This window comes from Simplicispira lacusdiani, from assembly GCF_003604195.1.
In the GTDB taxonomy this organism is placed as follows: Bacteria; Pseudomonadota; Gammaproteobacteria; order Burkholderiales; family Burkholderiaceae_C; genus Simplicispira; species Simplicispira lacusdiani.
Window position 1 is genome coordinate 124,758 of record NZ_QXGR01000009.1, and the last position, 12,772, is coordinate 137,529.

Here is a 12,772-nt window from a genome sequence, read left to right on the forward strand (position 1 = left end):
CACAAAAGGCTCAAAAACAAAAAAGGCTTCCCGAGGGAAGCCTTTTTGCTGGGCGCGGGGCGCTCACACGCGCTTGCGGTATTCGCCGGTGCGGGTGTCGATTTCGATCTTGTCGCCCTGGTCCACGAACAGGGGCACGGGCACTTCGAAGCCGGTGGCGATCTTGGCGGGCTTGAGCACCTTGCCGGACGTGTCGCCCTTGACGGCGGGTTCGGTCCAGGTGATCTCGCGCTCGACGCTGGTGGGCAGTTCGACCGAGATGGCCTTGCCGTCGTAGAACACCACTTCGGCGGCCATGCCGTCTTCCAGGTAGTTCAGCGAGTCGCCCATGTTTTCGGCTTCGACTTCGTACTGGTTGTAGTCGGCGTCCATCCACACGTACAGGGGGTCGGCGAAGTAGGAGTAGGTGCACTCCTTCTTGTCCAGAATGATCTGGTCCATCTTGTCGTCGGCCTTGAACACCACTTCGGTACCGAAGTTGGCGATCAGGCTCTTGAGCTTCATGCGCACGGTGGCGGCGTTGCGGCCGCCGCGTGCGTATTCGGTCTTCAGGACGACCATCGGGTCCTTGCCGTGCATGATGACGTTGCCGGCGCGGATTTCTTGAGCGATTTTCATAGCAATTTGCTTGGGTTGGGGCCGCTCAATGCGCTGGCCTGTAGCCCGATGGGCTGCCGTGCCGGAGCATGTTCCGCGGCGGGAATGCGCTGTGGCGGCAGAGCCTGGTGGCGCCCGGCCAATTTGCGCAAAGCCTTGGATTTTACCGTTTTTCGCGCACAAACCCCAGAATTTGTGTCACGAGGTCGTCCTGCGCCAGCAGCCGGGTGCGCGCGGCCTGCACGCAGCCGGTCCATTCGGCGAGGGCGTCGTCGTCGGGGATGTGCAGCGGCGGCGCGCCCTCCAGTCCGTTCCAGGCGGCGTGGAAGCGGCGCAGAGAAGCGGGGGCATGCAGCCAGTCCAGGAAGGCATGGAGCTTGTCGTGGTGCGCGTTGTCGTGCTGCGGGTAGATCTGCCAGACCAGCGGCCGGCCCGCCCACAGCGCGCGCACCAGCGAGTCCTCGCCGCGCACCAGGTTCAGGTCGCAGCCCCAGAGCATCTCGTCGAACGCTGGTTGGGGGCAGGGGTCGAGGTATGAAATCGATAGCTGCCCGCGCTTGCCTGGCGTGCCCTGCAGGCCATTTTTATCCATGTCTTGCAGGGCGGCCCGCGTGGCGGCCGTGGCGCGGCCGGGCGTGGCGAGCAGCCGCGTGGGCTGCCGGGCGCACTGGGCCAGCAGCGCTGGCAGGGCGGCGGGCTCGTAGCAGAACAGCGAGATCCAGCGTTCATCCGGCACGGCCGTCGGGCCGGGGCGCCGTGCCGCGCGCCAGGCCAGGCCATCGAAGCGCGCCTGGCGTTCCAGCAGCCCGGGTTCGCGCAGCAGCCCGCCCGTGGCGGGCGTGAAGCCGGGGTAGAAGAACCATTTCACGCCGCCCAAGGCCGCGCCTTGGCGCACGGGCGAGGGCAGGCGGTGGCAGCGTTCCACGTAGCCCTCGGCGGACAGGTATTCGAGGTTGATCCACAGGTATTCTTGCCCTGCGGCCTTCGAAACACGGGCGCTGTCAGCGATGAATTCGGGAGCCACCTCGCAGCCGAAGGCCTCGACCAGCACCTGCGTGGGGGCATCGTGCGGCGCGAGCACGCCGCCCCAGGCGCGCACCTGCACGCCCGGGCAGCCCTGCGGCGCGAGCCAGGCCAGGGCCGAGGCGTCGTCCACCCACAAGCGCACCCGTTGGCCGCGCGCCGCCAGGTCGGTGGACAGGCGCCAGCACACGCCGATGTCGCCGAAGTTGTCGATCACGCGGCAGAAGATGTCCCATTGCAGAGAGGCGGAAGGGGCTTGCGAACTCATGGCCTGCATTGTCTGCGCACAATAGCGCCATGGTTGACGAGCACCCCGAAGAACTGCTGGCGCAGGTGGCCGCGCTGCCCCCCCTGCCCGGCGTGTACCGCTATTTCGACGCCGAGGGCGCGCTGCTCTATGTGGGCAAGGCGCGCAACCTCAAGAAGCGCGTCTCCAGCTACTTCACCAAGCAGCATGCCGGGACGCGCACCGGCCACATGGTGGGCAAGATCGCGCGGCTGGAGACCACGGTGGTGCGCTCCGAGGCCGAGGCGCTGCTGCTGGAAAACAATCTCATCAAGTCGCAGAACCCGCGCTACAACATCCTGTTCCGCGACGACAAGAGCTATCCCTTCCTGAAGATCACCGGGGTGGCCGCGAAGGACGGGCAGGGCGAGGCGCCGCTCCAGCGCTTTCCTCGCATGGCCTATTACCGCGGCAGCATCGACAAGCGGCACCGCTACTTCGGCCCCTACCCGAGCGCCTGGGCCGTGAAGGAAACCATCCAGTTGCTGCAGAAGGTGTTCCGCCTGCGCACCTGCGAGGACACGGTGTTCGCCAACCGCACGCGGCCCTGCCTGCTCTACCAGATCAAGCGCTGCACCGGGCCCTGCGTGGGCCTGATTGCACCCGAGGCCTATGCGCAGGACGTGGCGCACGCCGAGGCGATGTTGCGCGGCGAGACCCAGGCACTGCTGCAGGAGTTGGAGGCGCGCATGATGGCGCACGCCGAGCGGCTGGAGTTCGAGTTGGCGGCCGAGCTGCGCAACCAGATCACGGCGCTGGCGCGCGTGCTGCACCAGCAGGCGGTGGAGACCACATCGGACAAGGATGTGGACATTCTTGCCGTGCGCGTGCAGGGCGGGCGGGCCTGCGTGAACCTGGCCATGGTGCGTGGCGGCCGCCATCTGGGCGACCGGGCCTACTTTCCGGTGCATGTGGACGATGCCGCTGCCGTGTACGCCACCGAGAACGCGGCCGATGCGCCGCCCTCGGTCGAGCAGCAGGTGCTCGAAGCCTTCATCGCGCAGCACTACATCGACGTGCCCGTGCCATCGATGCTCATCGCCAGCGAGCCCGTGGCGCCAGAGCTGACGCAGGCGTTGTCGGAACAGGTGGGCCAGCGCGTGGCCGTGGTGCACCAGCCGCGCGGCCAGCGCCGCGCCTGGCTCGACATGGCACGCCAGAATGCCGAGCTGCAGCTCGCCCGCCTGCTGGCCGAGGAGGGCTCGCAGCAGGCGCGCACGCGCGCGCTGGCCGAGGCGCTGGACTTGCCGCAGGAAGACCTCGACATGCTGACGATCGAGTGCTTCGACATTTCGCACACGGCGGGCGAGGCTACGCAGGCCTCGTGCGTGGTGTTCCACCACCACAAGATGCAGGGCAGCGAGTACCGGCGCTACAAGATCGAGGGCATCACCGGCGGCGACGACTACGCCGCCATGCGCCAGGTGCTGCAGCGCCGCTACAGCAAGGTGGCCGAGGCACAGCGCGAGGCCGGCGGCGCCGAGCCCGCGGCCGGCCAGGCGCGCCTGCCCGACCTGGTGCTGGTCGATGGCGGCAAGGGCCAGGTGGCGATGGCGCGCGAGGTGTTCATGGCGCTGGGGCTCGATGTCGCGCGCATCGTCGGGGTGGAGAAGGGCGAGGGCCGCAAGGTGGGCCTGGAGGAGCTGGTGTTCGCCGACGGACGCGAGAAGGTCTACCTGGGCCGGGATTCGGCCGCGCTCATGCTGGTGGCGCAGATCCGCGACGAGGCGCACCGCTTCGCCATCACCGGCATGCGCGCGGCGCGCGCCAAGGTGCGCGTGGGCGGCAGCCGGCTGGAGGACATCCCCGGCATCGGGCCGAAGAAGCGCGCGCGCCTGCTGCAGCGCTTTGGCGGCGTGCGCGGCGTGCAGGACGCCAGCGTCGAGGATCTGGCCGGCGTCGAGGGCATCTCCCGCGAGCTGGCCGAAGAGATCTACCGCGCATTGCGTTGACGGCCAGGGGCATTCCTTGTCGCCAGCCGGGTTGGGCATGACACAATCGCAGCCATGTTCTGGACCATCCCCACCATCATGACCTGGACGCGCATCGTCGCGATACCCTTGATCGTGGGGGTGTTCTACGCGCCCCTCGATCCGGCCACGCGCAATCTCGTTGCGGCGTTGATGTTCATCGTCTTCGCGGCCACCGACTGGCTCGACGGTTACCTGGCGCGCAAGCTCAACCAGACCTCGTCGTTCGGCGCCTTCCTCGACCCGGTGGCCGACAAGTTTCTCGTCTGCGCCTCGCTGCTGGTGCTGGTGCACCTGCAGCGCGCCGACGTGTTCGTGGCGCTCATCATCATCGGCCGCGAGATCGCCATCTCGGCCCTGCGCGAATGGATGGCGCAGATCGGCGCGAGCAAGAGCGTGGCCGTGCACATGCTGGGCAAGCTCAAGACCACGGTGCAGATGGTGGCCATCCCCTTTCTGCTCTACGACGGGCGCGTTCTGGGAGTGATCGACACGGGGGTGTGGGGCACCTGGCTGATCTGGATCGCCGCCGTGCTCACGGTGTGGTCCATGGTCTACTACCTGCAGAAAGCCTTGCCGGAGATCCGTGCACGCGTCAAATGACGACTGCCTCTGGCAGGCGCGCGGGGGCAGGCGCAAGGCGTCCCGGATGCGTGTCAATCAGGGAAGATGCCGAGCCCTGTCGTGGCGCCAAAAAACCCACGCTCCGCCTGATTGGCGACACAAATGCGACTAGAATCGCCCGTTGCGCCGTTGCAATCCGGCGTGTTGTATTGACACCCGGAGAGTCGATGGTTTTAATCTGACACGGCAGCGCTTGCTGTGGATACCAGTCAATCATTCGTCCCCAATGGCACAGTCGCAGACCGTGGACGTGTGATGAGACCAGGCGACCAAGAGACAATCCACCCATTTTTCCCGAGAGGCTTCTTGTGAACAAAACCGAACTGATTGAGCACATCGCGAACAACGCCGACATCTCCAAGGCTGCAGCTGCGCGCGCACTGGAATCCACGATCGAGGCGGTCAAGAAGACGCTGAAAAAGGGCGGTACGGTGTCGCTCGTCGGTTTTGGCACCTTTGCCGTGGGCAAGCGTGCCGCCCGCACCGGCCGCAATCCCCGCACGGGCGCTGCGATTAAAATCAAGGCTGCTAAAGTTCCAAAGTTCCGTCCGGGCAAGGCATTGAAGGATGCCCTGAACTGACATCTGATCGAGGTGGGGTGCTTAGCTCAGTTGGTAGAGCGGCGCCCTTACAAGGCGTAGGTCGGCGGTTCGACCCCGTCAGCACCCACCACACTGATGCAAAGGCGAACGAAAGTTCGCCTTTTGTTTTATGTCACTGAAAGATTGACCATGTTTGAATCCATCCGCAAGCACACCAAGATCGCGATGTTCTTGCTGTTCTTGCTGATCATTCCTTCGTTCGTGCTTGTCGGTATCGACAGGAACTACTTCTCCAGCAGCAGCCCCGTGGTCGCCCGCGTGGATGGGCATGACATCACGCAGGCCGACTGGGACAACGCGCACAAGATGGAGTCGGACCGCCGACGCGCGGAGCAGCCCAACATGGATGCCAAGCTGCTGGATACGCCCGAGGCGCGCTACGCCACGCTGGAACGCATGGTGCGTGACCGCGTCCTGCAGGTCGCCGCCCAGAAGATGCACATGGTGACCAGTGACAGCCGGCTTGCACGCAGCCTGCAGGAGATTCCGCAGATCGCAGCGCTCAAGAAGCCTGACGGCAGTATCGATACCGAGGCCTACCGCGCTCTGGTGGCGCCCCAGGGCATGACCCCGGAGGGCTTCGAGGCCGCCATGCGCCGTGATCTGGCGGTCGGCCAGGTGCTGGCGGGCGTGATGGGGTCGAGCTTTGCCTCCACGGCGCAGGCTGGCGCCACCCTCGATGCCCTGTTCCAGCGCCGTGAGGTCCAGACGGTGGTGTTCAAGCCTGCTGATTTCGCCGCCAAGGTCCAACCCACGGATGAGGACCTGCAGGCTTACTACAAGGCCAATCCCGCATTGTTCCAGCAGGCCGAACAGGCCGCGGTGGAATACGTGGTTCTCGATCTGGAGAGCCTGCGCGCCAGCATCACGCTCAACGAGGATGACCTGCGCACCTACTACAAGGAAAACGTCGATCGTCTCGCCGGCAAGGAGGAGCGCCGCGCCAGCCACATCTTGATCACGGCCTCCAAGGATGCCGCACCGGCTGACCGCGATAAGGCCAAGGCACGGGCCGAGGAGTTGCTGGCACAAGTGCGCAAGGCGCCAGCCAGTTTCGCCGAGGTGGCCAAGAAAAACTCCCAGGACCCAGGCTCGGCGGCGCAGGGCGGCGACCTCAACTTCTTCGCCCGTGGCGCCATGGTCAAGCCCTTCGAGGAGGCTGCCTACGCGCTCAAGAAAGGCGAGATCAGCGATGTGGTGGAAACCGATTTTGGCTACCACGTCATTCTGCTGACCGACATCAAGTCGCCGCGCAAGCCGAGCTTCGAGGAACTGCGTCCCTCCATGGAGGCTGAACTCAAGCAGCAGCAGGCGCAACGCAAGTTCGCCGAAGTGGCCGAGACGTTCTCCAACAGCGTCTACGAACAATCCGATAGCCTGCAGCCGGTCGCCGACAAGCTCAAGCTCAAGATCCAGACCGCCAAGGGCGTGGCGCGCACCCCCATGCCGGGCCTGCCCGGCCCGCTGACCAACGCCAAGTTCCTGGAGGCGTTGTTCTCGGCCGACGCGCTGGAGAACAAGCGCAATACCGAGGCCGTCGAGTTCGGTCCCAGCCAGATGGTGGCGGGCCGGGTGGTCGAATACACGCCGGCCCGCACCCGTGCGTTCGATGAGGTGCAGGCCCAGGTGCGCCAGCGTTACGTGGCGGAAAAATCCGCCGAGCTGGCGCGCAAGGAAGGCGAGGCCAAGCGCGCAGCCTGGTCGCAGAATGCGGGCGGTGCCACGGGTCTCTCTGCACCCGTGATGGTGGCGCGTGACAAGCCGCAGAACCTGCCGCGCCCCGTGGTGGATGCCATCATGAGCGTTGGTGCCGATGCCTTGCCGGCATGGACCGGCGTGGATCTGGGGCCCCAGGGCTATGTGGTCGCCAAGGTCAACAGCATCGCCCCCGGCGAAGCCCCGGAAGCAGGCATGGCTGCGCAGCGTCATCAGCAATATGCCCAGTGGTGGTCCAATGCCGAAGGCATGGCCTACTACGAAACGCTCAAGACGCGGTTCAAGGTGCAGTTCAAGGTCCCACGTCCGACAGCTTCCATCGCGGAAAAATGATGCTGTTCGAAGTGGTGGTGCTTTTACAGGTTATAATTTGAGTCTACGGTGGCTGTAGCTCAGTTGGTAGAGTCCAGGATTGTGATTCCTGTCGTCGTGGGTTCGAGTCCCATCAGCCACCCCAAATAAAGAAACGCGCCAGTGCTACCAAGCTTGGCGCGTTTTGTTTTTTGCCTCTCCCGAAAGATGGGGACTTCCCCTGGCCTTTCCGGGTGCCTTTTGCGCTGTTTTGTCCCGTGCATCGGGGGCATGGACGGAATGCCGGCGCGGAAATATAGTGGGGCATGGAAAACAATCCCGACCTGAAGGTGGTGACCGACAGTTTCCCTCATATCGGCAAGGTATTGCGGCAGATGTGGGGGGCGCCGGAGGTGACCGATTACATCGACACGCTGCTGTATGACACCCGGGATGGGGGGCGACAGGGATTTCCGCGGGAAGTCATGGCGGCCTTGATGAACATCTACACGGCCCATGCAGGCAAGGGTGCTGACGGGTCGAACCCGCTGGCCCAGGATGCTCCGCCCTGAGGGGCCGCTTGCCACGTCTTCCGGGCACTTGCGTTGACGGTTCCCGTCCAATGCCTTCCCGTCGTCTTTCGTGGCGACGTCCGGTCGCCAATAGAAAGACAGTCCCTGCATTTGCTATCGAATTAATAGCTATCAGGGTAAATGCCTGTTGGCTGAAAACGGCATGCAGGGCAGGATGCTTGCGTTGGAACAAAGCCGATACTGGCTCCCATGCGCACTGCTGGTCCGCATGCCCTACCGACTGGAGGTATCCTGATGAGCCTTTCCGTTCCCCCTGAAACCCTGGCCCTGCAGCGTCTGTACCACTGGGAGGCCACGGCGCCGGACCGCGTCACGCTATCCCAGCCCATCGGTCAGGGCGTGGTGCAGGATTTCACCTGGCGCCAGGTGGCCGACCAAGTGCGGCGCATGGCGGCGCACTTGCAGGCCCAGGGCTGGGAGCCTGGCACCAAGGTGGCCATCCTGTCGAAGAACTGCGCCTGGTGGCTCATGAGCGACCTGGCCATCTGGATGGCCGGGTATGTCTCCGTTCCCTTGTATCCGACGCTGGCGCACGATACCGTGCACCAGATCCTCGTCCACAGCGAGGCCAAGGCCTGTTTCATTGGCAAGCTCGATGGCTGGGAAGGCATGAAGCCCGGGGTACCTGAGGGCATGCACTGCATCAGCTACCCCTTGTCGCCGAGCGATGCCGTGCGCAGCTACGAGGGCTGGGATGCGATCTGCGCGCGCAGCCAGCCGCTGCAGGGGCAGCCCACGCGCGCGGCGGATGAGCTTGCAACGCTGATCTACACCTCGGGCACCACGGGTAAACCCAAGGGGGTGATGCACACCTTCGGCAACTTCGCCTGGGCGTTGGGTGCCGGGATTCAACGCATTCCCATGGGGGAGAACGACCGCATCCTCTCCTATCTGCCGCTGGCCCATGTGGTCGAGCGGGTGCTGGTCGAGCATGGCTGGCTGCGCACGGGCATGCATCTGTTCTTCGCCGAAACGCTGGATACCTTCACGCTGGATCTGCAGCGTGCCCGTCCCACGGTCTTCTTCTCCGTGCCGCGCCTCTGGGTGAAATTCCAGCAGGGCATCCACCACAAGATGCCTGAATCCAGACTCAACCTTTTGCTGTCGATCCCCTTCGTGGGCGGCCTGGTGCGGCGCAAGGTGCAGAAGGCGCTGGGGCTGGACCAGTGCCGTATCGCTGCGGGAGGGGCTGCGCCCATGCCCGTGGCGTTGATGCAGTGGTACAGCAAGCTGGGCCTGCACATCAACGAAGGCTACGGCATGACGGAGAACCTCGCCGTCTCGCACATCACCGAGCCTGGCAAGAACCAGCAGGGCAGCGTGGGCCCTACCTATGAAGGCGTGGAGCACCGCATCGACCCGGTGACCGGCGAGATCCAGATGCGCAGCCCGGCCGTCATGCTGGGCTACTACAAGGAACCTGTGCTGAGCCAGGAGGCGTTCACGGCCGACGGCTGGCTGCGCACAGGGGACAAGGGGCATATCGACACGCAGGGGCATCTGCACATCACGGGCCGGGTGAAGGACCTGTTCAAGACCGGCAAGGGCAAGTATGTCGCTCCGGCGCCCATCGAGGACATGCTGGGCACGCACGAGGCCGTGGAGGCCTGCGTGGTCACGGGGGCCAACCTGGGCCAGCCCCTGGGCATCGTGATGATCAACGCCGACGCGGCGGCGCAGGCCGCCACGGCCGAGGGGCGCGCCCGGCTGGAGGCATCCCTGGGCCAGCACCTGCGGGGGCTCAACGCCACGCTCGATCCGCACGAGCAATTGCAGTGCATCGTCGTGGTGAGCACGCCCTGGACCGTGGACAACGACCTCATCACCCCCACCTTCAAGGTCAAGCGCAACCGCATCGAGGAGGTCTATGCGGCCCGTTATGAATCCTGGGAGGAATCGGGCAAGAAGGTGATCTGGCACGACCTGTGAACACCAAGAAAAACGCCCGGCCGAGGGTTCCGGCCGGGCGTTTTCATTTGCGCAGCCCGGGGGGCTGCGCCGCATGTGGCGTTACTCGGTGATGTAGTTCGACACGATGGTCCAGCGGCCATCATGCAGCTGCGACAGTCGCGAGAGATTGCTGCCCAGGCGTTTCTGCGGGCCGAACTTCTGCGGCGCGCTGCCGAAGATGTCGCGCGGCGTCTCCATCGTGTCCATGGCCTTGATGAAGGCATCGGTGCTGAGGTTCGGGCCTGCCTTCTGCGCAGCGCGGATGAAGCCGTCGATCACCAGGTAGCCATAGACGGAAAAGACGGCCGGGTCTTCGTTGAAAGCCGTCTTGTACTTGTTGGCCCAGAAGCGGATCGGCTGCGAAGCGTCGTCCAGGTAGGGGTTCTGCACCGTCATGGTGGCATAGAGCCCGTCCATGGCCTTGCCCCCGAGTTTGTGGATGAGATCGGTGTAGGCGGCGCTGGAGGCCACGAAGATCGGGTTGAAGCCCAGCTTGCGCGCCGTGCCGATGCCGCCGATGGTTTCGCGGATGATGGTGCCCATCACCACCATGTCGCACTCGGATGATTTGAGCTTGGCCATCTGCGAGGAAAAGTCGGTGGCGCCGCGCTTGAAGGTGGTCTTTTCCACCATGGTGATGCCCATGGTCTTGAGACCGTCTTCGGCGCCACGCTGCACTTCCAGGCCGAACTCGTCGTCCTGGTACATCGAGCAGACTTTCTTGGAGCCTTTTTCCTTCACCAGCTTGGGCACGGCAGCGCGCATCTGGTCGTAATAAGTGGCCGCGAAGGCGTACTTGAGCTTGTGGAAGGGCTCGTACATTTCGCGCGCCGCAGTCACGGGGAAGAAGTTGATGACGTTCTTCTCGAACTGCACTGGCATGGCGGCCAGGTTCTGTGCCGTTCCCAGGTGGCCGACCATCATGAAGATCTTGTTTTGGTTGACCAGCTTCTGCGCGGCCAGCACGGCCTTCTTGGGGTCGTAACCCGAGTCCTCGACCAGCAGGTTGATCTTGCGGCCATTCACGCCGCCCTGCTCATTCACCTCGTTGACACGCAGCATCATCCCGTTGCGCAATTGCTTGCCGAAACCCGCGAGAGGGCCGGACAGATCCTGGATGGTGCCCAGGGTGATTTCGGTCTTGCTGACGCCCTGGCTCTCCTGGGCCTGGAGAGCGGGTGCCGTGCATGCTGCGGCACATGCCAGCACAGACAGGATCGCGGTTGATTTCCGTTTCATGCTTTGTCTCCTTTGTATGTAGGTCGTCAATACATGGCCTCGATCTGTGCCGCGTATTTCTTTTCCACCAGCTTGCGCTTGAGCTTCATGGTCGGCGTGAGTTCCTCATCCTCGGCCGTGAGCTGGGTGTCGAGCAGAAAGAATTTCTTGATCTGCTCGACACGGGCAAACTTCTGGTTCACCCGGTTGATCTCGTTCTGGATCAATTCTTGCACTTCGGGGGCGCGCGTCAAACTGGCGTAATTACTGAAGGGTATGTCCGCATCCTGGGCGAATTTCTCGACGTTCTCCTGGTCGATCATGATGATCACCGTGAGGTAGGGGCGCTTGTCGCCGATGACCACCGCGTCGGTGACATAGGGCGAAAACTTGAGTTCGTTCTCCAGCTCGCTCGGCGTGATGTTCTTGCCACCGGCCGTGATGATGATGTCCTTCATGCGGTCGGTGATCCGGAAGAACCCTTCGCCGTCCACCACGCCCACGTCGCCGGTGTGCAGCCAGCCATCCTTGTCGATGGTCTCGGCGGTTTTCTCGGGCAGATTCAGGTAGCCCATGAACACATTGGGTCCGCGCACCAGGATCTCGCCCGTGGCGGGGTCGAGCCGCACCTCGTTGAATGCCGCCGCCGGACCGATGGAGCCGGGCTTGATGCGCGTGGCCGGCACGCCCGTGGAGGCGCCACAGGTCTCCGTCATGCCCCAGACCTCCAGCATGGGCACGCCCAGCGCCAGGTACCACTTGATTAGCTCGGGCGAGATGGGCGCCGCGCCCGTGATGCAGAAGCGCGCGCGGTGGATGCCGATGAGCTTGCGCGCGTTGTTCAGCGCGAGCCAGCGCGCCAGCGTGAAGCGCAGCTTCAGGCTGGCGCCCACGGCCTCGCCCGCCATCACCTTCTCGGCGATGCGCATGCCCACGCCGATGCTCCAGGCGTAGGCGGCGCGCTGCAGCATGCTCGACTCCTTGAGCGCGATCATCACGCCGGAATAGAACTTCTCCCACACGCGCGGCACGGCCGTGAACACCGTGGGCGCGATCTCGCGCACGTTCTCGGGGATGGTTTCGGGGTTCTCGACGAAGTTGAGCCTGGAGCCGGTGTAGAGCGCGAAGTATTCGCCTCCCATGCGCTCGGCGATGTGGCACAGCGGCAGGAAGCACATGCGCTCGTCGCGCTCGTCCTGGGCCACCAGCGTGTTGAAGCCGCGCGTGGTGTAGACCAGGCCCCGGTGGCTGTGCATGGCGCCCTTGGGCTTGCCGGTGGTGCCCGAGGTGTAGACCAGGATGGCGAGGTCGCCGGGCTGGCAGGCCGCGCTGCTGCGCTCCACGCAGTCGGGGTGCTGGTCCAGCCACTGCCGGCCCAGGGCCCGCAGCGCGTCAAGCGACATCACGCCCGGGTCGTCCAGGTCGCGCAGGCCCTTCATGTCGAAGACGACAATCTTGCGCAGCAGCGGCAACTGGTCGCGTACTTCCAGGGCCTTGTCCAGTTGCTCATCATCCTCGACGAACAGCACGCGCGTGCCGGAGTCCGCGCACAGGTAGTGCACCTGGGCGGCCGCGTCGGTGGGGTAGATGCCATTGGAAACGCCGCCGCAGCACAGCACCGCCAGGTCGGCCAACACCCATTCCACTACCGTGTTGGCCAGGATGGAGGCGGTCTGGCCGCGCTCCAGGCCCAGGGCCTGCAGGCCGGCGGCGATCTCGCGCACCGCCTCTGCCGTCTGCCGCCAAGTCCAACTGCGCCAGATGCCCAGCTCCTTCTGCCGCAGCCAGACCTGGTCGCCGCGCTGCGCCACCGCGTTCCAGAACATGGCGGGGATGGTGTCACCGGCCACCACGTCGGCGCGACCGGGCTGGATATGGCTCAAATTCCAGAGATTGCTCATG

Annotated in this window: 10 protein-coding genes and 2 tRNA genes; 8 read left to right on the top strand and 4 right to left on the bottom strand. The window is 64.6% G+C overall.

What is annotated here, in order from left to right:
• Positions 1 to 63: 63 nt before the first annotated feature.
• Together efp and earP are read right to left on the bottom strand one after the other, a co-directional pair.
• On the bottom strand, positions 64 to 618 hold the full coding sequence (gene efp / locus D8S75_RS13620; RefSeq protein ID WP_119966894.1) for an elongation factor P: 555 nt from the start codon (positions 616 to 618) through the stop codon (positions 64 to 66).
• Positions 619 to 760: 142 nt separating this feature from the next.
• Entirely contained in the window at positions 761 to 1,888 is a 1,128-nt protein-coding gene (gene earP / locus D8S75_RS13625; protein ID WP_119966924.1) for an elongation factor P maturation arginine rhamnosyltransferase EarP, read from the bottom strand.
• Positions 1,889 to 1,917: 29 nt separating this feature from the next.
• On the opposite strand from earP, the gene uvrC reads away from it, so the two are divergent.
• From uvrC to D8S75_RS13665, 8 genes are all read left to right on the top strand, one after another.
• Positions 1,918 to 3,858 carry an excinuclease ABC subunit UvrC gene (gene uvrC, locus D8S75_RS13630; protein WP_119966895.1) on the top strand — a complete coding sequence of 647 codons (1,941 nt, stop codon included), beginning with the start codon at positions 1,918 to 1,920 and terminating at the stop codon, positions 3,856 to 3,858.
• A gap of 54 nt (positions 3,859 to 3,912) precedes the next feature.
• The gene (pgsA, locus tag D8S75_RS13635; RefSeq protein ID WP_119966896.1) at positions 3,913 to 4,479 is read left to right on the top strand and encodes a CDP-diacylglycerol--glycerol-3-phosphate 3-phosphatidyltransferase; all 567 of its coding nucleotides are present in this window, start codon (positions 3,913 to 3,915) and stop codon (positions 4,477 to 4,479) included.
• A gap of 329 nt (positions 4,480 to 4,808) precedes the next feature.
• Positions 4,809 to 5,081 carry an HU family DNA-binding protein gene (locus D8S75_RS13640; protein WP_005793966.1) on the top strand — a complete coding sequence of 91 codons (273 nt, stop codon included), beginning with the start codon at positions 4,809 to 4,811 and terminating at the stop codon, positions 5,079 to 5,081.
• A gap of 15 nt (positions 5,082 to 5,096) precedes the next feature.
• Positions 5,097 to 5,172, top strand: a tRNA-Val gene (locus D8S75_RS13645).
• A gap of 59 nt (positions 5,173 to 5,231) precedes the next feature.
• The gene (locus tag D8S75_RS13650) at positions 5,232 to 7,151 is read left to right on the top strand and encodes a SurA N-terminal domain-containing protein (RefSeq protein ID WP_119966897.1); all 1,920 of its coding nucleotides are present in this window, start codon (positions 5,232 to 5,234) and stop codon (positions 7,149 to 7,151) included.
• Positions 7,152 to 7,199: 48 nt separating this feature from the next.
• Positions 7,200 to 7,275 (top strand) — tRNA-His (locus tag D8S75_RS13655).
• A 160-nt stretch (positions 7,276 to 7,435) separates the two neighbouring features.
• Complete coding sequence (locus D8S75_RS13660; protein WP_119966898.1) at positions 7,436 to 7,681, top strand: hypothetical protein; 246 nt, start codon at positions 7,436 to 7,438, stop codon at positions 7,679 to 7,681.
• Between the two features lie 255 nt (positions 7,682 to 7,936).
• Positions 7,937 to 9,631, top strand: a complete 1,695-nt coding sequence (locus D8S75_RS13665; RefSeq protein ID WP_119966899.1) for an AMP-binding protein — start codon at positions 7,937 to 7,939, stop codon at positions 9,629 to 9,631.
• 81 nt (positions 9,632 to 9,712) lie between these two features.
• Here the strand turns inward: D8S75_RS13665 and D8S75_RS13670 are convergent, their stop codons facing one another.
• Positions 9,713 to 10,891, bottom strand: coding sequence for an ABC transporter substrate-binding protein (locus D8S75_RS13670; protein WP_119966900.1), 1,179 nt, complete (start codon positions 10,889 to 10,891; stop codon positions 9,713 to 9,715).
• 26 nt (positions 10,892 to 10,917) lie between these two features.
• A complete protein-coding gene (locus tag D8S75_RS13675; RefSeq protein WP_119966901.1) occupies positions 10,918 to 12,771 on the bottom strand; it encodes an AMP-dependent synthetase/ligase in 1,854 nt (617 codons plus the stop codon).
• Between the last annotated feature and the right edge of the window lies 1 nt (position 12,772).